This window comes from uncultured Lamprocystis sp., assembly GCF_903933125.1.
Taxonomy (GTDB): Bacteria; Pseudomonadota; Gammaproteobacteria; order Chromatiales; family Chromatiaceae; genus Thiodictyon.
On the sequence record NZ_CAIZIZ010000366.1, the window covers coordinates 17,810 to 38,585 of the forward strand.

At 63.6% G+C, this 20,776-nt stretch carries 20 protein-coding genes and 1 tRNA gene; 5 read left to right on the top strand and 16 right to left on the bottom strand.

Features of this window, described 5'->3' with window-relative positions; translation table 11 throughout:
* Window positions 1-226: 226 nt before the first annotated feature.
* From def to rluD, 4 genes are all read right to left on the bottom strand, one after another.
* Window positions 227-745, bottom strand: a complete 519-nt coding sequence (gene def / locus QZY03_RS18945; RefSeq protein ID WP_295583723.1) for a peptide deformylase — start codon at window positions 743-745, stop codon at window positions 227-229.
* A 29-nt stretch (window positions 746-774) separates the two neighbouring features.
* Entirely contained in the window at window positions 775-1,296 is a 522-nt protein-coding gene (locus QZY03_RS18950) for an ACT domain-containing protein (RefSeq protein ID WP_295583724.1), read from the bottom strand.
* Window positions 1,297-1,540: 244 nt separating this feature from the next.
* Window positions 1,541-2,296, bottom strand: a complete 756-nt coding sequence (pgeF, locus tag QZY03_RS18955) for a peptidoglycan editing factor PgeF (protein ID WP_295583725.1) — start codon at window positions 2,294-2,296, stop codon at window positions 1,541-1,543.
* Window positions 2,277-3,263 (bottom strand): 23S rRNA pseudouridine(1911/1915/1917) synthase RluD, encoded by a 987-nt coding sequence (gene rluD / locus QZY03_RS18960; protein WP_295583726.1) that lies wholly within the window; start codon window positions 3,261-3,263, stop codon window positions 2,277-2,279. The genes pgeF and rluD overlap by 20 nt, the downstream gene beginning before the upstream one ends.
* Before the next feature lie 93 nt (window positions 3,264-3,356).
* Here rluD and QZY03_RS18965 point away from each other — a divergent pair, with 93 nt between their 5' ends.
* Window positions 3,357-4,196 carry an outer membrane protein assembly factor BamD gene (locus QZY03_RS18965; RefSeq protein WP_295583727.1) on the top strand — a complete coding sequence of 280 codons (840 nt, stop codon included), beginning with the start codon at window positions 3,357-3,359 and terminating at the stop codon, window positions 4,194-4,196.
* 38 nt (window positions 4,197-4,234) lie between these two features.
* Here QZY03_RS18965 and QZY03_RS18970 read toward each other — a convergent pair whose 3' ends face one another.
* The 11 genes from QZY03_RS18970 to QZY03_RS19020 form a co-directional block, all read right to left on the bottom strand.
* Window positions 4,235-4,573, bottom strand: coding sequence for a P-II family nitrogen regulator (locus QZY03_RS18970; protein ID WP_295583728.1), 339 nt, complete (start codon window positions 4,571-4,573; stop codon window positions 4,235-4,237).
* A gap of 112 nt (window positions 4,574-4,685) precedes the next feature.
* Window positions 4,686-6,365, bottom strand: coding sequence for a diguanylate cyclase (locus QZY03_RS18975; protein ID WP_295583729.1), 1,680 nt, complete (start codon window positions 6,363-6,365; stop codon window positions 4,686-4,688).
* Window positions 6,366-6,484: 119 nt separating this feature from the next.
* The gene (locus QZY03_RS18980) at window positions 6,485-7,300 is read right to left on the bottom strand and encodes a carbonic anhydrase (protein ID WP_295583730.1); all 816 of its coding nucleotides are present in this window, start codon (window positions 7,298-7,300) and stop codon (window positions 6,485-6,487) included.
* 1 nt (window position 7,301) lies between these two features.
* The gene (locus tag QZY03_RS18985) at window positions 7,302-7,598 is read right to left on the bottom strand and encodes a segregation and condensation protein A (protein ID WP_295583731.1); all 297 of its coding nucleotides are present in this window, start codon (window positions 7,596-7,598) and stop codon (window positions 7,302-7,304) included.
* Window positions 7,599-7,913: 315 nt separating this feature from the next.
* Window positions 7,914-8,243 carry an SWIM zinc finger family protein gene (locus QZY03_RS18990; RefSeq protein WP_295583732.1) on the bottom strand — a complete coding sequence of 110 codons (330 nt, stop codon included), beginning with the start codon at window positions 8,241-8,243 and terminating at the stop codon, window positions 7,914-7,916.
* A 226-nt stretch (window positions 8,244-8,469) separates the two neighbouring features.
* Window positions 8,470-10,755: an NAD-dependent DNA ligase LigA gene (gene ligA / locus QZY03_RS18995; RefSeq protein ID WP_295583733.1), complete on the bottom strand. Its 2,286-nt coding sequence runs from the start codon at window positions 10,753-10,755 to the stop codon at window positions 8,470-8,472.
* Window positions 10,752-11,498, bottom strand: a complete 747-nt coding sequence (locus QZY03_RS19000; protein ID WP_295583734.1) for a cell division protein ZipA C-terminal FtsZ-binding domain-containing protein — start codon at window positions 11,496-11,498, stop codon at window positions 10,752-10,754. The genes ligA and QZY03_RS19000 overlap by 4 nt, the downstream gene beginning before the upstream one ends.
* Before the next feature lie 351 nt (window positions 11,499-11,849).
* Window positions 11,850-12,404, bottom strand: coding sequence for a cache domain-containing protein (locus QZY03_RS19005; RefSeq protein ID WP_295583735.1), 555 nt, complete (start codon window positions 12,402-12,404; stop codon window positions 11,850-11,852).
* Between the two features lie 65 nt (window positions 12,405-12,469).
* A complete protein-coding gene (locus QZY03_RS19010) occupies window positions 12,470-13,036 on the bottom strand; it encodes an acetate uptake transporter (protein WP_295583736.1) in 567 nt (188 codons plus the stop codon).
* Between the two features lie 545 nt (window positions 13,037-13,581).
* Complete coding sequence (gene odhB / locus QZY03_RS19015) at window positions 13,582-14,808, bottom strand: 2-oxoglutarate dehydrogenase complex dihydrolipoyllysine-residue succinyltransferase (protein WP_295583737.1); 1,227 nt, start codon at window positions 14,806-14,808, stop codon at window positions 13,582-13,584.
* On the bottom strand, window positions 14,805-17,693 hold the full coding sequence (locus QZY03_RS19020; protein ID WP_295583738.1) for a 2-oxoglutarate dehydrogenase E1 component: 2,889 nt from the start codon (window positions 17,691-17,693) through the stop codon (window positions 14,805-14,807). Before QZY03_RS19020 ends, odhB begins: the two co-directional genes overlap by 4 nt.
* Before the next feature lie 174 nt (window positions 17,694-17,867).
* On the opposite strand from QZY03_RS19020, the gene QZY03_RS19025 reads away from it, so the two are divergent.
* The 3 genes from QZY03_RS19025 (at window position 17,868) to QZY03_RS19035 (ending at window position 19,917) form a co-directional block, all read left to right on the top strand.
* Window positions 17,868-18,089, top strand: coding sequence for a hypothetical protein (locus QZY03_RS19025; RefSeq protein ID WP_295583739.1), 222 nt, complete (start codon window positions 17,868-17,870; stop codon window positions 18,087-18,089).
* Window positions 18,090-18,211: 122 nt separating this feature from the next.
* The gene (gene hemC / locus QZY03_RS19030; RefSeq protein ID WP_295583740.1) at window positions 18,212-19,150 is read left to right on the top strand and encodes a hydroxymethylbilane synthase; all 939 of its coding nucleotides are present in this window, start codon (window positions 18,212-18,214) and stop codon (window positions 19,148-19,150) included.
* A complete protein-coding gene (locus QZY03_RS19035; RefSeq protein WP_295583741.1) occupies window positions 19,147-19,917 on the top strand; it encodes a uroporphyrinogen-III synthase in 771 nt (256 codons plus the stop codon). The genes hemC and QZY03_RS19035 overlap by 4 nt, the downstream gene beginning before the upstream one ends.
* Window positions 19,918-19,971: 54 nt before the next feature.
* Here QZY03_RS19035 and QZY03_RS19040 read toward each other — a convergent pair.
* Window positions 19,972-20,048: transfer RNA gene (locus QZY03_RS19040), tRNA-Arg, on the bottom strand.
* 269 nt (window positions 20,049-20,317) lie between these two features.
* Here QZY03_RS19040 and QZY03_RS19045 point away from each other — a divergent pair.
* Window positions 20,318-20,731, top strand: coding sequence for a DUF2177 family protein (locus tag QZY03_RS19045; protein ID WP_295583742.1), 414 nt, complete (start codon window positions 20,318-20,320; stop codon window positions 20,729-20,731).
* The last annotated feature ends 45 nt before the right edge of the window (window positions 20,732-20,776 follow it).

The window sequence follows — 20,776 nt, forward strand, 5'->3', positions numbered from 1 at the left end:
GGCCCGCTGATGCCCTGGTGCCCTAATCAGCGAAGCGGCCCATACGCTCAGCTTAGAGGCTGAGCAGCTTTGTTTCAACGACTTAGATAGAATGTTGCGGGAAATTAACGCGTCGGGTCGCGTTCGGGGTCCAGCACCGGGGGCGGCGCACTCGGACCGGGCACGAATCGGGATGGCGACCATGGGTACTCCAGCGACTGACACTACTACGCGCGCGTTTTTGTCGTCAATTGGCCAGCTTGCCTTTTTGGTACACCCGGCGCCGATAAAGATCGGTGCGCCGGCTCACCACCCGATCGACGAAGAGCAGCCCATCCAGGTGATCGAGTTCGTGCTGGACGGCACGTGCCTCAAACCCCTCCATCACGAACTCCAGCGGGTCGCCCTCAGGGCCCTGCGCCTTGAGTTGGAGGCGTGTGGCGCGGATGACGTTGCCGGTATAGTCAGGAACCGAGAGACATCCCTCCCGTCCGATTTCGAACCCCTCCCAGTGAGCGATTTCCGGGTTGATCAGCACCAGATGACCGTGATTCGCAGTTTTGGGTCGGCCCGAGCAGTCGACGATGATGATCCGCTGGTGTCGCCCGACCTGGGGCGCCGCGATTCCCACCGCGGCCGGACCCGCACGGCGCGTCTCTTCCAGTGCGTCGATGAATGCCAGCAGTTCCTGATCGAAGTGGACGACCGCAACGGATGGCTGCTTCAGCCGCTCGTCCGGTAAGGTGAGGATGTTGAGGATCGCCATGGGTTCGCGTCGCGGTGTCGAATCGGGGGTCAGCCGATCATTAACTCGATGGGAGCGACATCCACGGAGATTCCGCGGATGGTCAATCCGGCCAGGGCCTGCTGCAGGTCCTCCAGGGTGCGCGCGCAGGTGCCCTGGATATTCATGATGTAGACCGGCGCGCGGGCGTTGCCGACGACGTCCGACTCCAGATCCAGAATGTTGAACCCCTGGTCCGCCAGGCATTGGGTCACCTCGGCGACGATTCCGGTGCGGTCCGACCCGGTCACGCGCACCTGGATATTCGGCACCAGATGCTGGTGCAGTCCGCCCTGAACCGGATCCAGGTGGACGCGCAAACCTAACTCCGCGGCCACCGGAGCCAGCGCCGTCTCGAGTTCGGCGTTGGGCCGAGTCCCGGAGACCATCAGGAGGATGGTGAAACTGCCGCCCAGGCGGATCATCGACGCCTCACCCAGGGTGCAGCCCGCCTCGTACAACACCCGGGTGACCCGGGAGACGATTCCGGGTCGATCCTGGCCCACCAGGGTCACTATGTTCCAATCGGTCATGCAGGCACCTCGCCGTGCGGTTAGGAAACGCCTATTGGCGTCTCGGTCGTTGTCGTTGTCGTAATCGTAATCGAGCTAAACTATCGAATTATTTCAAACGCTTGGCGGCATTGCAGGCCCAGGCTGTGTGGCAAATCGAAACCCGACAAACAGCGGGCTGCTCATGCAGAACTTAAATCGCTTATCCGATTACGATTACGATTACGACAACGACAACGACAACGACAACGATTGTATTCGTTGTTTATTTTCTCTCGGACTCGTCGCTTGATCCAGAAATCCAGATCAGGCTCGCCATCCTCCCGGTGATCCCATCACGACGGTAGGAGAAAAAACGCTCCGGGTCGGAATAGGTGCAATCGGTGCCGCCGTAGACCTGGGTGACCCCGGCTCGGGCGAGCCGGTGTCGGGCCAGGGCAAACAGATCCGCGAACCATTTACCGTCCGGCCCTGCCTGGAAGGCGGACGCGACCCCCGGATCGGCGCCGAGAAATGCGGCACGCACCTCGGACCCCACCGCGAAGGCCGCGGGGCCGATTGCCGGACCGAGCCATACCAGGAGGTCCCCGCACGGCGCATCCAGCGCGCTCAGCGTCGCCTCAATGACGCCCGCGGCCAAACCCCGCCAGCCGGCGTGGACCGCCGCCATGTGCTGACCATCCCGGTCACAGATCAGCAGCGGCAGACAGTCGGCGGTCAGTACCGCGCACACCGATCCGGGTCGGCACGCGATGGCCGCATCCGCAGCAGGCCCGGTGACCAGTCCGCCGGTCTGCACCACCGCGCACCCGTGCACCTGATTGAGCCACAGGGGTTCCGCCGGGAGGGCGAGGGCGGCACGCAGCAGCGCGCGGTTACGCGCGACCCGCCCCGGCGCATCCCCGACGTGATCGCCCAGGTTCAGACTGCCGTAGACTCCGGTGCTGACCCCGCCGCCGCGCGTCGTACAACAGGCATGCACCCAGGGCGGGGCCGGCCAGTCAGGTCGAATCAGATCCAAGCCCCGCCTCCCGTCGAAACAGTTCAAGCAGCGCCGCGAGGTCAGCGGCCATTGGCACCTCCCAGACCATCGCCTGGCCCGTGCGCGGATGGGTCAGCCCCAACCGGATGGCGTGCAGGGCCTGGCGCGGGAACTCCTGAATCGCCGCGGTCAAGGCCGGGGCGCAGCCCTTGGGCGGACGTGGACGCGCCCCGTACACCGGATCGCCGACCAGGGGGTGGTGCACATGCGCCAGATGGACCCGAATCTGATGGGTGCGGCCCGTCTCCAACTCCACCCCCAGCAGGCAATGGCCGGGGAAATGCTCAAGCACCCGATAACGGGTGAGCGCGGTCCGTCCCCCGGCGACCACGGCCATGCGCGTGCGCTGCGTCGGATGTCTCCCGATCGGGGCCTCGACCATCCCGCCAGCCACCAGATCCCCGACCACCAGTGCCCGATATTCCCGATGGACCGTGCGCTGCTTGAGTTGATCCACCAGGCCGTGGTGCGTCTCCAGCGTTTTCGCAACGACCAGCAGTCCGCTGGTGTCTTTGTCGAGCCGATGGACGATCCCGGCCCGCGGCAGCGTGGCGAGCATGGGGGCATGGTGCAGCAGGGCGTTGAGTAGGGTGCCGTCCGGATTGCCGGCCGCCGGGTGGACCACCAGACCGGCCGGTTTGTCGATCACCAGGATCTCGTCGTCTTCATACACCAGCACCAGCGGGATCGCCTGGGGCGCGTCGCGGTCGCTGACCGCGAGGACCGCGTCCAACTCCACCGCCTCGCCGCCCCAGACCCGGTCGCGGCAGCGGCGCGGCAGGCCGTCCACCCGCACCTGTCCGCCCGTGATCCACTGCTGCACCCGGCCGCGGGAGAACTCCGGCCAGGACTGGGCCAAGGCCTGGTCCAGCCGCAGACCGGCGGATTGCGCATCCACGCGCAGCGAACGATACACCCGCGGCGCGTCGCCCGCGATCAGGGACATTCCGCTCTCCGCCGCGGGTGCTCGGTTGCGCTGATACCAACCTGGAGCCCTTCGGGTATACTCACACGGTTTTGAGCTTGGTTAATCGCCGACATGCCATCCACCTTAACACGACTGGCCACCTTGTTGACTGTGTTCCTGATCGGGATCGCCCTGACCGGCTGCTCGATGTTTGGGAAGGAAGCCGACGAGACTGAAGGGTGGAACGCCTCCAAGATCTACGCGGAGGCCGCGTCCGAGATGGATTCCGGAAATTATAAACGTGCCATCGAGCTCTACGAGAAACTCGAGGCCCGCTACCCCTTCGGCCGCTATGCCATGCAGGCGCAACTCGATGTCGCCTATGCAAATTACCGGGCCGAGGAACCGGAGGCGGCGCTCGCCGCGGCCGACCGCTTCATCAAGTTGTACCCCCAAAATCCGTACGTGGACTACGCGTACTATCTCAAGGGAATCGTCAACTATAACCGCAGCGTCGGTTTTCTGGACAAGTACGTACCGATGGACGTTTCCCAGCGCGATCCCGGTGCCGCCCTGGACGCGTTTACCGATTTCTCCGAGTTGGTCAAGCGTTTCCCCGACAGCAAGTATGCCGCCGATGCCCGCCAACGCATGGTCTATCTGCGCAACAACCTGGCCAAGAACGAGGTCAACGTGGCGCGCTACTACATGAAGCGCGGCGCCTATGTCGCAGCGGCCAATCGCGCCAACTATGTGATCGAGCGCTACCAGCGTACCAGCGCGGTCGAGGATGCGCTGGAGACGCTGGTCGCTGCCTACGAAGCCTTGGGCGAGAAGAAACTTGCGGCCGACGCGCAACGGGTCTTGGATGTCAATCGCAAGGCTGGACGTTTCGTCTCCGATGAGCCGGCACCCGGTGAGGTGAGTCTCGGCCGGAAATTCTGGGACTATTTACAGCTCGATCAGAACTAAGGCGATTTCCGGCAATCGCCGGACGAGGCGCCGCGCGTTCAGACCGCCGCCTCGTTCTCCTCGCCGGTGCGGATGCGCACCACGCGGGTGACCTCCGAGACGAAGATCTTGCCGTCGCCGATCTTGCCGGTCCGCGCCGCGGCGGTGATGGCATTGATGCAGGCGTCCAGGTGCTCGTCGGTCACCACCAGCTCGACCTTCACCTTGGGCAGGAAATCCACCACGTACTCGGCGCCGCGGTACAACTCCGTGTGGCCTTTCTGCCGTCCGAAGCCCTTGACCTCGATGGCGGTCATCCCGGTGATCCCCGCGGCGGACAGCGCCTCGCGGACATCGTCGAGTTTGAACGGTTTGATGACGGCTTCGACCTTCTTCATGGGGATACTCCGCTGCGGGTCATTAGAATGAAGCGATCAGTATAGGTTCGCGCCGCGGAGAAGAACAGCCGGCGCCTATGAAGCTATGCACACCCGGTCGCGTCCGGCCGCTTCAGTAGAGTGCCTGGTCCGCGGAGCGCAGCAGTGCATCCAGCTCCCCCGGTAAGCCGGGGAACGAGGCGATGCCGATGCTGATGGTCAGCGACGGCGCGGCCCGCGGGTTCTCGCCGGGGCAAGCCGCGAGCGCGCCGCGCAGCCGCTCGACGACCTCGCGGGCCGAGGCCGGGCCGGTCTGCGGCAGCAGCAGCGCGAATTCGTCGCCGCCGACGCGCGCGAACAGGTCGGTCTCGCGCAGGCTCGCCCGGCACGCCCGCGCCAGTCTCACCAGGGCTTGGTCGCCCACCGCGTGTCCGGCGCCGTCGTTGATCTGCTTGAAGTGATCGAGGTCGTTGTGAATGATCGGGCGGCCTTGGCGCACGCAGTCGACCCACACTCCCGCCTGATCGAGTGGGTAGTGCTGGCCCTCACCCTGGGCCTGGCACATGTTCTGCGTGGTGTTGGTGGACCAGGTTTGCAGTGCGATCGTCCGCTGATCGGCATTGATGAAGTGATAGAAGCCGATGGTGCTGCCGGTGAGCGCCTCGACCTCGTCCAGCGTGGCGCGCAGCAGTTCGGTGAGCCCATGCGACGGGGCCAGCGCGATCAGTCGCAGGCGTGCCGCAAGGATCGCCTGATTGCTTTTCCGCTCACGAATCTCACGCTGCAACTGGCGATTGGTCGACCGCAACTCGGCGGTGCGCGCCTCGACCAGCGCGGCGAGGTGGCGGCGGTGTTCGCGCAACTCCCGCTCCGAGGCCAGCCGCGTTGCGGCGGTGCCGACCATCCCGGCCACCGCCAGATCGATGTTCAGGCGCTCGTTCGACGGCGGTTCGCCGCTGTGATGCCCGACCGCGAGCACGGCGGTGACCCGCGACTCCTGGGTGATCGGCAGACAAATCACGGTGCCGGGTTCGGGGTCGCTGCGGCCGTAAAACCCGAGGAAGCCGCTGTCGAGCGTCTCGGCGATGCACTGGCAGAGTGCCGGACCCGGCTGGGCGGTCAGCCCGGGGCCGAGCCCGACCGCCGTCGGCACCGCGGGGGCAAAACGCCCGCGTTCGGTGAGTTGCCCCGCCCGTCGCAGCCCGGCGATCAGGTCCACCAGGCCGGTGCCGCACAGGCCGCGCGGCGGGCCGCCACCGATGACATGCCAGACCGGATGGCCGTCGCGGAATACCAGTCGGTCGATGGCGCCCGGCTCGGCCGGCAGACCGCAGCACAGACCACTCCCCTCAAACGCCGGGCCGCCCGCCGCCGAGGTGGTCCAGAGGGTCGCGCCGTCCCACAGCGCGATCTCGGAGTTGGTGCCGAAATCGATCAACAGGCCCGCGTCGGGGGTGTCGGTCAGCCCGGTCGCGATCAACCCGGCCAACAGATCGGAGCCGATGAGCCCGGCCAGCGGCGCCACCAGGTCGATCCGCGCCGCGGCATTGATACCCCCAGGCCAGCGCCCAGGCCGCGGGGTCCGCCGGGCGACAGGTGATCGGCTGCGACCCATCAGTGCGAACACCGCGTCGTAGCCGTAGTGGCGCAGCGCCGCCAGTTGGCAACGGGCGAGCAGCGCCCCATCGCGCACGTAGTCCCCGACGCCAACCCCCGCGAGTACCGCGGCGTGACCAAATACCTGGGCCACCACCGGAACCCGGTCCGGGGTGCCGAAGGCGGCGGCGGCAGCGATGCGCTCAAGGCTGTTCATGGTCGGCCTCGGTCAGCGACCGACGCCATCGCCGGGTGCCGCCGCCCGCAGATAATGCAAGCCGTCGAAGGCGGTCTGGGCGACGAAATCGACGTTCAGGTTGGCGGCGGACGCCTGCTTCAGCGTCGCAATGACGCGTAGATTGAACGCCCGTTGAGCGGCTGTACGGGGCGGACATTGTTGACCCCGGCGGCGGCGGTGAGGCGGCGAATCCGCTCCGGGTCGAGACCTACCGGCTGGGCGATGATGTACCAGGCTGCCGGCTCGCTGCACGGGGGATTCGCCAGCGACCCCGTGTAGGTGTAGTAGCCTTGATCGGCTGGGAGCAGCAACAGGGGATTGATGCCCACCTGGCGATAGCTCAGGCGCTCCCCGGCGTGCAGCGGCAGGCGCTCGACGATGCGCGCCAGAGTCTGATTGCTGTGGCGGCCGGGTTGAATCTGCACCGCCACGATCGCGAAGCGGCCGGTGCTTGATCGATGGACCAGATGGACCTCCGCCGCCGCCGCCACGCCGTTGATCAGGGTCTCCCCCGGGCTGTGGAAGTGAAAGGAGGTCAGGTCGAAGGACTCCCCGCGCAACTCCAGTGTGCTCCCCGCGGAGCTGAGGACATGGACCCCGCGGCCGTCGTTGACCGCTTCCAGGGTTTGCGTGCGGTACCGGAAATGCAGCGGCTCGTAGGGGATCCGCTGGACGGTGCGGATATCGATCGGCGACTGCGACTGACCCTCGCGGCAGGTCGCAAAGGCGGGCGACAGGTCCGCCCAATGGTCAGGCCCGGTCTCACCCGCGTACGACCAGGCGTCCGGCGGGGGCGTGGACGGGTCACGGGCAAACAGGATCCCACCGCAGCACAGCGGCAGGACCGCGGCCATGACCAGCAGGCCGCGCCGGGTACGGGCGCCTGGCCGAGGAGGATGACGCTGTGTTGTCATGTCAGTCACGCCGCCGCGTCAGGCCGGCGACGGGCACAACCTGCACCGCTTGGGGCTCATCCGCATAATAGGGCCGCTCGCCGCTGCGCCCCTGGGCATCCGCCAGTTCCTTCTCCCGCGCGGCAATCAGCATCAGGCACTGACGCATGTCCTCAATGGTCGCCTCACTGAGCGGATGACGCATCCCGGGCGGCGGGGTCACGTCTCTGATAATCCCCGTCAGGGTCTTGCGCATGGCGATCAGGATGTGCTGCTCCGCAGTGAGGGCCGGCGTGCCGGGCGGGATTGTTTCAGTCATGTCGGTTCTTTGCGGATCCAGTGGGTTGAGTGCACGAAGCCGGTCCACCACGCGGCGGACGACCGTGGTCTGACGATGCGCGTATCCATCGGTTGCCGAGCCTCATGCCGGTTCTTGACCGGACAGCAGGGCGGCTAACTCAGCGGCAGCGCGGAATTCAGTGGACTGCGCTAGCGCTTTTTCCAGCCTACGGCCGGAACGATGATCAAGGCCGTATAGCCGTCGGACGTGATAACCGGACGTAGGGGCGGGTTTTAAACCCGCCCCTACACGAGCGTCTGTCCGGATATCAAGTACGAAGGCTATAAAACCATACTAACCGGCCATCAACTTACCAATTCTCTTCTTTACTTTATCGAATCTCGTTTTTGCGTCTTCGACGTTCTTTTCTGCCTCACGAAACTCTGAGCAAGCGATTTCCAAATCACTGCCGGCCAGCCAAGTCCGCACTACTTCAAGTTCCGCTAAGTTCTTGCTAACAACAGCACTAGCATCACCTGTGATAATCGCCAATCTATGTTTGCAGTGTAGCCCTCTTTCTCCAGCCGGACAGGTGCAAGACACACTTAACCCGTCACTCTTTTTAGCAAAAGTAACCTCGTATGGGTTTGTAGCAGAACCCGCGACCAAAAATGAAATTTCCACAACTCACCCTGTGTATCAAAGTCTCACCATGAAGTCTAGCCTAGAAAAAGCAGTTTTCACACAAAGACACTAAGATCACAAAGATATCGAAAGCGATAGGTTGATCTAGCAGGTCGCCCCCGCGGTGATCGGCCCGACGTTTTCAGTGATCGATTCTTCTTAGTGTTCTTTATGTGAGCAATTGCCGAATTTCGGGTATCTCGGTAAACTTTATGTTTTGAAGTACTTAGGATTTGCTACCTACAAGCTCAGCTAACTGTTCCTCGGTAATAACCATGACTCCAAATTCCTGCGCTTTCCGAAGCTTAGAGCCGGCATCCTTGCCGACGAGCAGATAGTCGGTGTTCTTGGAAACGCTGCTGGTCACCTTAGCGCCAAGAGATTCCAGATCAGCTTTGACCTCGTCCCGATGCCGACTTAGCGTACCAGTAATTACAAATGTTTTGCCAGCTAAGTGTTTCACATGAGCACTAGACGATGAGGGTTCAGCTACAGGCCATTGAATCCCTGCACGGATCAGTTTTTTGATCATCTCTTTATTGTTAGATTTTCCAAAAAACTCTACTATATTACTTGCAATTTTTTCGTCAATTCCGGTTATTCGAGATGGGTTATGATTTATTAGCTCATCTAACTCAGCTCGGGTCAGCGCGTCGAAGGTTGTAAAGCGATCCGCTACGACTTTCACAACATTAGCGGGTAGTCGAGTTTTGAGCCCCGGTAAAGTCTGAGAGGAAAGCCATTTAGCGAGTGAAATACCGGGCAGAGGACCTTGGCCGGACCGAACGAGCGCTTGAATCGCATTCGCCCTCTTCCTACCAATACCGTCGAGCCCCCTCGGGACAAAATACTCTTGTGTGGCGGCGCAAAGGGGATCTAGATCGCGGAAGTGCTTCGCTAGGTCTTGCGCTGTTGCCTCGCCAACCTCTGGAATCCCAAGCGAAAAAATAAATCGGTCTAGAGTCGTCGTCTTACTACGTTCGATTGCATCCAATATGTTTCTAGCAGACTTATCCCCTTGGAGATCAAGCGATACCAGTTGCTCGCCAGTTAAATCATACAAATCTGCTGGAGAATTCACCAGCCCCTTGTCTACCAATTGGCTTATCAGTTCGTCACCAACGCCCTCTATATCCATAGCGCGCCGAGAAGCGAAATGACGAATCGCCTCCTTGCGTTGGGCCGGGCACTTCAGTCCAGCCGTGCAACGGACTACCGCCTCTCCCTCTAACCGACTCACTTCCGAACCACACGCAGGACACTGAGCAGGCAGTACCACCGGGCGGGCATCAGCCGGCCGAAGCGCGGTCTCGACGCGCACAATCTCCGGTATTACGTCTCCAGCACGCCGCACATAAACACTATCTCCGATGTGTACATCCTTCTCCTTTACTTGGCCCATGTTGTGTAGCGTAGCGTTGGAAACCGTCACTTTGCCCACTTCGACAGGTCGAAGGCGTGCCACTGGAGTTAAGACTCCGGTTCTACCCACTTGGAACTCAACGTCTTCTACTACCGTAAGCTCCTCGTCAGGTGGGAATTTGCGGGCTATCGCCCAAGTGGGATGGTGATTTGTATCCTCCAGGTCTGCACGATCAGCAAGTCGATCAACTTTAAAAACAACACCGTCAATGTCGTAACCCAGGGTCTCGCGACGCCTAGCGAATTCTTCGTAATAGTCGCGACACCCTTGAAGTCCGTGCACTTTCTGTAATTCGCTAGAGATTGGAACACCTAAACTCGCAATGCGTTTGAGCATATCGAACTGAGACGCGGGCCGCTCACCGGAAAACTCTCCCCAGCCGTAACAACAGAAAGTCAAGGGGCGCTTAGCAGTGACACGGGGATCAAGCTGGCGCAAGCTACCAGCCGCGGTGTTCCGAGCGTTCTTATAGTCCCTGTCTCCGCTCAAGCGCGCATCAGTCTTTACTTGCTCTAAGCCTGTGGTGGTCAGATACACTTCGCCACGAACTTCCAAAATTTCGGGCAGGTCTGTTCCAAGCAGCTTCAAGGGGACACTCTTGATAGTACGCACATTGTGGGTAACGTCTTCCCCGACATTCCCGTTGCCTCGGGTAGCGGCCTGTACCAAGACGCCATCGACATACCGGATGCTGACGGCTAACCCATCAAGCTTTGGTTCGGCCGTGTAAAGAACATCGTCACTGTTCTCAAGATCCTGAACAACTTTGCGATGGAACTCAGCTAACTTCTCATCATCCATGGCGTTGTCCAGCGAGATCATCGGCAGGCGATGGCGGACCTGGCTGAATTCAGGCCGCGGGGCGTCGCCGACGCGCTGGGTGGGGGAATCCGGCGTCACCAGTTCCGGGTGGCGGGACTCCAGATCCTTGAGTTGGTTAAACAGCAGATCGTACTCGATATCCGGGATCTCCGGATCGTCGAGGACATAATAGCGATGGTTGTGGTAGCCGATCAGCGTGCGCAGTTGCTCGGCACGCTGCCGGTCCGCGGCCGTGGGCGGTGTCGGGACAGGACTGCCCTGGGTCACCGCCGCACCGCTCTCAAGAAGCGCTTCTCGTTGGCGAGGACTGCATCGCGCATGGCTTCTTCCTTGCGCACCGTGAGCGGTCGCCGGATGTCGTCGAATACATCGCCGCCGAGCGTGGTCGCGAGCTTGCGGGCCGTCGCGATCATCTCTTCCAGCACGGTCAGGTCTTCCGGCTGGCCGGTGAGCTGGGCGAACAACATCAACCCGGGGGTGCTGAAGCCCTCCATGTCGTCGAAGGGGAAGGTGCCGGGCTTGACCATGTTGGCCATGCTGAAGTAGATGCGGGTGCCGTCGTCGAACTCGTCCAGACAGTGGAAGATGTCCATATCGCCCGGCCGCAGGCCGCAGGACTCCGCGACCTCGAGCAAGTCCGGGCCGTCGAACTCACCGTAGCGTTTCGCCACACTGAGCTGGATGAGCAGCGGTGCCGGCACTCCGTTCGCGGAGTCGCCATCGGCGCGTGCCCCCGTGGGTGCTTTACCCGACGGTTGTTCGCGGAGCTGGCCGCCACGCCGCGGATGTCGGTCCCCCTCGTCCTGACCCTCGTTCAGATCAGGGTCGTTCAGCCGGCCCAGCTCGGGCTCGCGCTTCGTCCGACCGGCGGCATAGGGCATATCGTCGTCCTCGTAGCCCTCGTCATCCTCCTCCTCGGCGCGGTCACGACCGCGCTCCCAGAGATAGAGGCCGAGGAGCAGGAGAGCGCCCACGACGATCAGGATCAAGCGGATGGTATCGGGGGCCATTCGGGTTCGCGCATCTGGATGGAATTGATCGGTAAAACGCGAGTATAACCCGTGTCACCGATCCTTGTGACCACGGGTACCGCGGCCAAACCGCGACCGGCGTTGGCGACCTGCATCGGTCCGGTCGTAGCGCGCGCTGCACTATACAAGTCAGTGGCTTGGCTCGGGCTGGATGCGTTGTCAGGCGATCTCCGACACATCATGCACCCGCTCGCGCGTCATTTCGCCCGCGAGCCGCGGCGCGCCGACAGTCACATAGCCCGGCCATGCTCCTGTCGGCACTCCTTGACGGCGGACGAAAATCCTTCGAGATCCGGGCGACGATGTTCCGCCAATCGCCTCAGGCTTTGCTTAAGGCACGGCCTTTTGGGGTTTGGCCGACTCCTCGACGATCTTGCTCAGATCGGCCGGGGTCAGCGTGTCGTCGTAAATCCCGGCGCCGACCTGGATATCCGACTTGAACGAGACCGGGGCGCTGTGGACGTAAGAGATCTTACGCGAGGCCTTGGCCTCGCCCGGCTTCGGCCACCAGTACTCGACCCAGCCGCCGTCGGGGTTGGCGGCGGCCTTGCACATGTCCTGAAACAGCGGATGATCCTTGTCGTCACGCATCTGCAGGATCGGCTTGCCCACCAGATCGGGGCGCAGGGGGTGCGCGATCATCACATCGTCGCGGCAGCTATAGACGAACACATAGCTGTCTTTCCATACCCAGCGGGAATCCTTGTTGTTATTGAAATCCGCGAAACCGGCCAAGCCCTTCGCGTTCAGGTACTGGGCGGCCTCGCGGACCTTTGCCACCACCTCCGCAGCGGTCGCCGAGTCGGCGTCGGCAGCCCAGGTCATGGCCGGAGTAGTCCCCAGGGTCAGCACCAGGCCGGCCAGGGCAAATGGGTGTTTTTCCATCGTTGAATCCTCTTGAGTCGATTGTTCTTATGATAGAAAGGCTGAGAGCGACAGCGATGCGACGCTCAGCTCAGCCAGGGCTTGCCGGCGGGCAGGAGTTCGCGCCCGTAAAGCTCGTTCAGGATGATGCGGGCCATCATGTACCAGGCCGACAGCGCACAGACGATTAAGGTGTAGCCGGCAACGACGGTCATTTCCGGATAACCGAAATGCGCCAGGTCCAGCAGGATGAATCCGGCCAGCAGCAAGGTAAAGGTGATGGCCATGGCGCCGTGGATGCGCATCGAGCCGACCCAGAGAATCGCCGTGAACAATGTCCAGGCGACCAGGAACCAGCCGACATCTTGCGTGCTGGCCTTGAAAATGTCGAACTTGTTGGCGATCAGCATCAGGGCCAGGGCGATCCAGAAGGCCCCGTACGAGGTGAAAGCGCAATACCCGAAGTTGTTTCCGGTTTTCTGCTCTTGCACTCCGGCGATGAGTTGCGCCAGACCGCCGAAGATCAGCCCAAGCCACACCACCGGTCCGATGCTGGGCATCCAGCCGACATTGTGGAACTGGAGCACCAGGGTGGTAAGACCGAAGCCGGCGAGGCCGACCACGGCGGGGTTGCCGAGTTTTTGTTCTGCCATTATGTCAATCCCAAACGCGTATTAGAGAGGATAAGTGCCCCCGCGTGACCGCGGGGCGCCTGATCTTAACCTAACTTTGCGAAGCGCGCAGGTGCGACGTGGCGCTGTCGCCGCGGCGGCGTGCCGGCCGTGTCGGATTTTCTCTGGTTGAGCCGCACTTTTCGATCTGCCGGACGCTGGCGATGCGCGAGACGGCCTGATGCCGAGGGTCGGGGCATCAAGAGTGTCTTATATGCTTATTCGCTTATCCAGTAGTTCCGCGAAGAGGCGAAATGACGAGACAAGGGCAAGGAAAATACGCGCACAATCGTTGTCGTTGTCGTTGTCGTTGTCGTAAGCGTAATCGGATAGGCGATTCAAGTTTGGTATGCGCAGCCCGCTGTCTTCCTCGCGGGGGATCGTCAGCTCGATTACGACAACGACAGCGACAAAGGTCGCGATCGATCAGACAACAAAATGATTCGATCGGAGTCCACGGCTTCAGCCTTGGCAGGTATCCCCAGGCCAAGCACCGCGCATCCCTGCGCGGCCGGATCGACCCAAGCCTAAACCCGCAACAATAACCGCGCCGGCTCTTCCAGCGTTTCCTTGATCGTGACCAGGAACTGCACGGCCTCGCGCCCGTCGATGATCCGGTGGTCATAGGTCAGGGCCAGGTACATCATGGGAGCGATGACGATCTGACCGTTCTCGGCGATCGGGCGCTCCTGGGTCTTGTGCATCCCGAGGATGGCGCTCTGCGGCGGATTGAGAATGGGTGTGGACAGCAAGGAGCCGAACACGCCGCCGTTGGTGATGGAGAAGGTGCCGCCGGTCAGGTCTTCGAAGCTCAGGGTACCGTCTTTGGCCTTGCGCCCGAATTCGCTGATGCCCTGCTCGATCTCGGCCATACTGAGCTGGTCGCAATTGCGCAGGATCGGCACCACCAGACCGCGCGCGGAGGAGACGGCAATGCCGAGGTCGAAATAGCCATGGTACAGAATGTCATTGCCGTCGACCGAGGCATTGACGACCGGGAAGCGCTGCAGGGCCTCGACCGCGGCCTTGACGAAGAAGGACATGAAACCCAGACGCACGCCATGGGCTTTTTCGAATTGGTCCTTATAGCGATTGCGCAGTTCGATGACCGCCTTGAGATTGACCTCGTTGAAGGTAGTCAGCATGGCGGCATTCTGCTGAGCCTGGAGCAGGCGCTCCGCGACCCGCGCGCGCAGCCGGGTCATCGGCACGCGCTGCTCGGGACGGCCGGCCTCACCGGTCAACTGCGGGGCGCCGGTGATCGGCACGGTCTCCGGGTCACGCGCGGGCTCGGCCTGGTCGCGTTCATCCAGGTAGGCGACAACGTCGGCCCGCTGGACCCGGCCGTCGCGGCCACTGCCGGCGATCTTGGCGGGATCCAGGCCCAATTCTTTGACCAGACGCCGCGCGCCGGGTGCAACAACCGATTCGGCCTTGCCGGATGGGCTTGCGGCCGGGGCGGTCGGGGCGGCCGGTCGCGGCGCGGGCGGTGCCGCACCTGGCGCGCCGCCGACGATGGTGGCGAGCACGGTGGCGGCAGTGACCACGGCACCAACCGGGGCCAGGATCTCCCCGAGCACGCCGTCCGCCGGCGCCGGGACCTCCAGCACCACTTTGTCGGTCTCTAGGTCGACCAGATTCTCATCCTTCTTGACCGCCTCTCCCGGTGCGCGGTGCCAGGCTGCGACGGTGGCGTCGGCGACTGATTCCGGGAGGGCTGGGACTCTGACTTCGCTACTCAATTCGGAACTCATTGTTCGGGGATCCTGCGATTCATACTCGGGTTGAAGCGGCCGGTCAGGGCCTCGTCGATCAGGCGGTCATGCTGCTCCACGTGGGCGGGACGGTGACCCACGGCAGGCGCGGCGGAGGGTGGGCGGCCGACATAGTGGGGCCGTTTGCCTTCCTGGATCAGGTGGTGGAAACGGTGTTTGATCTGGTCCCAGGCTCCCTGGTTCTGCGCTTCTTCCTGGCACCAGATGACCTCTTCGGTGGCCGCGTAGGGCGCCAGGGCGGCGGCAAAGGCATCCTTGGGGAAGGGATAGAGTTGCTCGATACGGATCAGCGCGCAGTTGGTCAGTCCGCGGGCGCGGCGCGCTTCCAGCAGGTCGTAATACACTTTGCCGCTGCAGAAGATGACGCGCTGCACCCCGGCCGGGTCGATCGGATCCACCTCCGGAATCACGTTCTGGAATTGTCCGGTGGTCAGTTCATCGAGTGCCGAGACCGCCAGGCGATGCCGCAGCAGGCTCTTGGGGGTCATCACGATCAGCGGCGTGCGGTAATCCCGCAGCATCTGTCGGCGCAGCAGGTGGAAAATCTGGGCCGGCGTGGTGGGCACGCAGACCTGGATGTTGTGCTCGGCGCACAGTTGCAGATAGCGTTCCAGTCGGGCGGAGGAGTGTTCCGCCCCCTGGCCTTCCAGCCCGTGCGGCAGCAGCATCACCAGGCCGCAGGCCAGCCCCCATTTGGTGCCGGCGGAGGTGATGAACTGGTCGATGACGACCTGGGCGCCGTTGGCGAAATCGCCGAATTGGGCCTCCCAGAGGGTCAGTCCGTTGGGTTCGGCGGTGGCAAAGCCGTACTCGAAGCCAAGCACCGCCTCCTCGGAAAGGATGGAGTCGATGGCGATGAAGGCCCCCTGGTGCGCACCGATGTGCTGGAGCGGGGTATAGGCATCGCCGGTTCGCTGGTCATGGACCTTGGCATGGCGGTGCACGAAGGTCCCACGCCCGCAGTCCTGACCCGAAAGGCGCACCGGAATGCCGACATCGAGTAAACTGGCATAGGCGAGATTCTCGGCGCAGCCCCAGTTGAGCAGTTGCTCGCCCGCGGCCATCTTGCGCCGCTCCTCCCACACCTTCTCCACTCGCGGGTGGAGTTCGAACCCCTCCGGTATTTGCAGCATCGCCTCGGTCAGGGCACGCAACCGCTCGACGGACACCCCGGTATCGACCGTCTGATCCCACTTCGGGTCCACGCTCTTGGACCAGTCCACCCGATACGCATTGTCGAGTCCGCACAGCACCGGGCGCGCGACCACGACGCCTTGTTCGATCGAGCGGCGGTAGTCATCGACCATGGCCGCGGCCTCCTCCCGGGTACCGATTCCGGCCGCCGCGATCCGCTCGGCGTAGAGCGTCCGCACCGTGGGGCGGGCGGCGATCTTGCGGTACATCATGGGCTGGGTGACAGCCGGCTCGTCGGCCTCGTTATGGCCCAGGCGGCGGTAACACATCAGGTCGATGATCACGTCCTTGTGGAACTGATTGCGGAAATCCAGCGCCATGCGGGTGACGAAGATCACCGCCTCGGGGTCGTCGCCGTTCACATGGAAGACCGGCGCCTGGACCATTTTGGCCACGTCGGTGCAATAGGGGCTGGAACGGGCATCCAGCGGGTGGCTGGTGGTGAAGCCGATCTGGTTGTTGATGACGATGTGCACTGTCCCGCCGGTCGAATAGCTGCGGGTCTGCGACAACTGGAGTGTTTCCATCACGACGCCCTGGCCGGCGAACGCGGCGTCGCCGTGGATCAGCACCGGCAGTACCAGGTCGCCGGTCTTGTCGCGGCGGCGGCGCTGGCGGGCGCGCACCGACCCCTCGATCACCGGGTTGATGATCTCCAGATGCGACGGATTGAACCCCAGGGCCAGGTGGACCACCCCGCCGGGGGTGTCGACGTCGGTTGCGAAGCCCAGGTGATATTTCACATCCCCCGCCATCTTGCGCCAGTCCGAATGCAAGCGGCCCTCGAACTCGTCGAACATCGCCTGGGGCGGCTTGCCGAAGATGTTGGTCAGCACGTTGAGCCGGCCGCGGTGGGCCATGCCGATGACGACCTCCTTCTGACCCTTGCGCCCGGCACGCTGGATCAGCTCGTCCAGGAGCGGGATCAGGGACTCGCCGCCCTCCAGTGAGAAGCGCTTCTGCCCGACGTAGCGCTGGTGCAGATATTTCTCGATGCCCTCGGCGGCGGTCAGCAGGAACAGGATCCAGCGGCGGTCGGCGGTCTCCAGTTCGGGGGTGGCGCGATACCCTTCCAGGCGGTTCTGCACCCAGCGTTTCTCGGTGGTGCTGGTGATGTACATGTACTCGGAGCCCACCGAGCCGCAGTAGATCTGGTTCAACAGCGCCAAGACCTCGCGCAGCTTCATGCGGTCCGGGGCGCAGAGCGAGCCGGTGTGGAAGACCAGATCGAGATCCTCCGGGCCCAGGTTGTGAAAGGCCGGGTCGAGATCCTGGATATGCGGTTTCTCGCGCAGCTTGATCGGGTCGGTGTCCGCCACCTGATGGCCGCGGTAGCGGTACGCGTTGATCAGGCGCAGCACCGCGGTCTGCTTTTGCGCCGCCGCGGGCTCCAGGTTGTCCGCCGCGCGCGCGCGCGGCCGGGCGCGATTTTCTTGGGCCAGACGCAGGAAATTCTCCCGCACCGGGCCATGGGGGATGTCGGGGCGGCCGGTCCCGAGGGTGCCGGGCTCGTTGGCGGCCTGCTGGCGCAAGGCGTCGAACCGGGCGCGCCAGGCGATGGCCACGCTCTCGGGGTCGCTGAGCCAGCGTTCGTACAAGTCTTCGATGAAGGCGGCATTGCCCCCATAGAGGGCGCCGGAACTGCGGAAGAGTTCTAGGATTGCGCTCATACTCGGTGTCGTTCTGCCCCTGGGCTTAGCTGACGTTTAATCTTGATGATCCCATAATGGCCGTTTATAGCACAGCCTGATTGCCGCGGGTTGGTTGCGTGACGTGCCCCGGCACTGGACAATTGACGGCAGTCCCGCACCACCATAGACACCGCGCCGCATACACCGAGAACCATGGCCAATCCGGAATCCGTGATCAGCGACGAGCGCCGCCGCCGCCGTGTCAGCCTGGCGCGGCTGGAGGCCGATATGGCCTATTTTCAGGCGCGGCTGGAGATGATCGGCGACCCCGGGAGTACCAACCAGATGGCCCAGCGCAAGGTCTTCAAGCTGCTGCACAAGACGATCGGGGCTAAAGTCCTGTCGGCCAAACGGGACACGACGGAGCCGCGCTGAATGTGCACCCTGGTGGCCGCGGTCATGAACCGCACCGGCGAGCGCCGGATCAGCGAACGCACGGATGATCTTTCGCCTTCCTGTTAGCATAGGCAGCTTCGTCGTGATTCCAGGACCCCACCATGCCCGAGACCTTGCGTATCGCCACCCGAAAATCCCCCCTGGCCATGTGGCAGGCCGAGCACGTCGCCGCCGCACTGACGGCCCTCCACCCCGGACTGCAGGTCGAGATCCTGGGCATGAGTACCAAAGGCGACCGTATCCTCGACGCACCGCTCGCCAAGGTGGGCGGCAAGGGGCTGTTCGTCAAGGAGTTGGAGCAGGGGATGCTGAGCGGTGAGGCGGATATCGCCGTGCACTCGCTCAAGGATGTCCCGGTGGAGTTCCCCGCCGGGCTGCACCTGGCGGTCATCATGGAACGGGAGGATCCGCGGGACGCTTTCGTCTCGAACCGCTTTGAGTCCCTGGACCAGTTGCCCCAGGGCGCCTGTGTCGGTACCTCCAGCTTGCGTCGCCAGTGCCAACTCGCCGAGCGCCGCCCGGATCTGCGGATCGAGCCCCTGCGCGGCAACGTCAACACCCGGCTCGCCAAGCTCGACGCGGGGGAGTATGACGCCATCATCCTGGCCGCCGCCGGACTCATCCGGCTCGGTTTCGGGTCGCGCATCCGCGGCACTATCGCACCGGCCGACAGCCTGCCGGCGATTGCCCAGGGTGCGATCGGGATCGAGTGCCGGATCGACGACCCGCGCACCAACGCCTTGATCGCTCCATTGCATCATGGGGCGACGGCCCTGCGTATCCGTGCCGAACGGGCGATGAACGCCCGCCTGCACGGCGGCTGCCAGGTACCGATCGCCGGGCACGCGGTGCTGGACGGTGAGCGTCTGGTCCTGCAAGGCCTGGTCGGCACCACGGACGGAACACTGATCCTGCGGGCGCGGGCGGAGGGTCCGAGCGACACCGCCGAGGCGATCGGCGCCCGGGTGGCGGATGAGCTGCTGGCCCAGGGGGCGGGCGAGATCCTGAGCGCACTGCAACTCTCTACCGAGGAGTCATGAGTCCGACCGGCGAACTGGCGGGAATCGGGGTCCTGGTCACCCGCCCTGCCGGACAGGCGCAGGCGTTGTGCGACTTGGTCGCCGCGGCAGGCGGGCGGCCTCTCGTGTTCCCGACGATCGAGATCCTGCCGGTCGCCGACCCGGAGCCCGCGCGCGCCCTGCTGGCCGCGGACTGGAACCTGATGGTCTTCACCAGCCGCAACGCGGTGGAATTCGCGTTGGCGCTGGGGTGCGCCGGGGCTTGGCCGCGTGTCGCCCGGCTCGCCGCGGTGGGACGGGCCACGGCCGTCGCCCTGACGGCGGCCGGGCGGGCGCCCGACCTGGTACCGCCCGAGCGCTACGACAGTGAATCCCTGACCGCGCTGCCCGAGCTGGCGGCAATGGCGGGTCGCCGGGCGCTGATCGTGCGCGGTGAAGGTGGCCGCGCGCTCCTCGGGGACGTGCTGACCGAGCGCGGGGCGCAGGTCGCATTCGCGGAGGTCTACCGGCGGGTACGGCCCACGCGCGATGCGCGGCCGTTGATCGCGTGCTGGCGCGCCGAATTGGGCCTGGTGATTGCCACGAGTGACGAGGTCCTGCTCAATCTGGCCGACATCCTGGGCGCTGCCGGCCGCGAATTACTGCTTGCGACCCCGCTGGTCGTGATCAGCGAGCGCACTGCACGGACGGCGCGGGAACTGGGTTTTCGGACGGTGCGTGTGGCCGAGCGCGCGGACGACCCGGCGATCCTCAAGGCGTTGATCGCGTTGACCAAGGGCACGCCGTGACTGCTGCATGGTCGTGGCTTGGCCGGGCGGGGTAAACGGTCACCGGTGCGAGAATGGTGCCCTCGGCGGGAGTTGAACCCACGACCTATCGCTTAGGAGGCGATTGCTCTATCCAACTGAGCTACGAGGGCAAGCGTGCAGATGATCGACCCAGGCTCCAGGTTGACCACCCGACCTAGTGTAACCGAGCTGCCGCGGCAGGGCACCAGCGGGATGACAAAGGCGCGCAGCCCGTGCCCACGATCGTCCGCGGCCAAGTCTCATGGCGGCGTGGTTGTCGGCTCTTTGCTGCAAACAGGCCTGCCGCCCGCTTATGCTTCTGGTCGTTGAGGATTTACACTTGAAATGCGTAAGGACGATCGTCGGATTCGTCCCAGACCCTCCGGACCCGAGGAACACCATGACAGCCGTCGCGTATCTCAAGCTCTATCTACTGACAGTGCCGGTCTTCTTCGCCGTGGATCTGCTGTGGCTGGGCGTGCTCGCCAGGGATTTTTACCGCGACAGCCTGGGCCACCTGCTAAGCCCAGCCGTGTACTGGCCCGCCGCCATCGTCTTTTATCTGTTGTACATCCTCGGTATCCTCTACTTTGCCGTGGCCCCGGCCCTGGCTCAGGGTTCCCTGTGGCGGGCGATCATCAACGGGCTCTTGTTCGGCTTCTTTACCTACATGACCTACGAGCTGACCAATCTGGCGACCCTACCCGATTGGCCGATGAAGGTCGTCCTGGTCGACACTGCCTGGGGCATGGCGCTGTGTACAAGCGTGGCTGGATTGAGCTACGGTATCGGGCGGTGGCTCCAGAATGCGTGACCCTCAGTATCGAAAACAGCGCGAGGACCGGGGCGGATTCGCCCG

Coding starts and splice junctions, on each gene's coding strand:
- def (WP_295583723.1), bottom strand. CDS start 745: ATGGCGATCCTCAACATCCTCACCTTACCGGACGAGCGGCTGAAGCAG.
- odhB (WP_295583737.1), bottom strand. CDS start 14,808: ATGAGTTCCGAATTGAGTAGCGAAGTCAGAGTCCCAGCCCTCCCGGAA.
- QZY03_RS18970 (WP_295583728.1), bottom strand. CDS start 4,573: ATGAAGAAGGTCGAAGCCGTCATCAAACCGTTCAAACTCGACGATGTC.
- QZY03_RS18965 (WP_295583727.1), top strand. CDS start 3,357: ATGCCATCCACCTTAACACGACTGGCCACCTTGTTGACTGTGTTCCTG.
- QZY03_RS19045 (WP_295583742.1), top strand. CDS start 20,318: ATGACAGCCGTCGCGTATCTCAAGCTCTATCTACTGACAGTGCCGGTC.
- QZY03_RS19005 (WP_295583735.1), bottom strand. CDS start 12,404: ATGGAAAAACACCCATTTGCCCTGGCCGGCCTGGTGCTGACCCTGGGG.
- QZY03_RS18980 (WP_295583730.1), bottom strand. CDS start 7,300: ATGACAACACAGCGTCATCCTCCTCGGCCAGGCGCCCGTACCCGGCGC.
- QZY03_RS19025 (WP_295583739.1), top strand. CDS start 17,868: ATGGCCAATCCGGAATCCGTGATCAGCGACGAGCGCCGCCGCCGCCGT.
- QZY03_RS18985 (WP_295583731.1), bottom strand. CDS start 7,598: ATGACTGAAACAATCCCGCCCGGCACGCCGGCCCTCACTGCGGAGCAG.
- QZY03_RS19035 (WP_295583741.1), top strand. CDS start 19,147: ATGAGTCCGACCGGCGAACTGGCGGGAATCGGGGTCCTGGTCACCCGC.
- rluD (WP_295583726.1), bottom strand. CDS start 3,263: ATGTCCCTGATCGCGGGCGACGCGCCGCGGGTGTATCGTTCGCTGCGC.
- QZY03_RS19000 (WP_295583734.1), bottom strand. CDS start 11,498: ATGGCCCCCGATACCATCCGCTTGATCCTGATCGTCGTGGGCGCTCTC.
- hemC (WP_295583740.1), top strand. CDS start 18,212: ATGCCCGAGACCTTGCGTATCGCCACCCGAAAATCCCCCCTGGCCATG.
- QZY03_RS19010 (WP_295583736.1), bottom strand. CDS start 13,036: ATGGCAGAACAAAAACTCGGCAACCCCGCCGTGGTCGGCCTCGCCGGC.
- QZY03_RS18975 (WP_295583729.1), bottom strand. CDS start 6,365: ATGAACAGCCTTGAGCGCATCGCTGCCGCCGCCGCCTTCGGCACCCCG.
- QZY03_RS19020 (WP_295583738.1), bottom strand. CDS start 17,693: ATGAGCGCAATCCTAGAACTCTTCCGCAGTTCCGGCGCCCTCTATGGG.
- QZY03_RS18950 (WP_295583724.1), bottom strand. CDS start 1,296: ATGACCGATTGGAACATAGTGACCCTGGTGGGCCAGGATCGACCCGGA.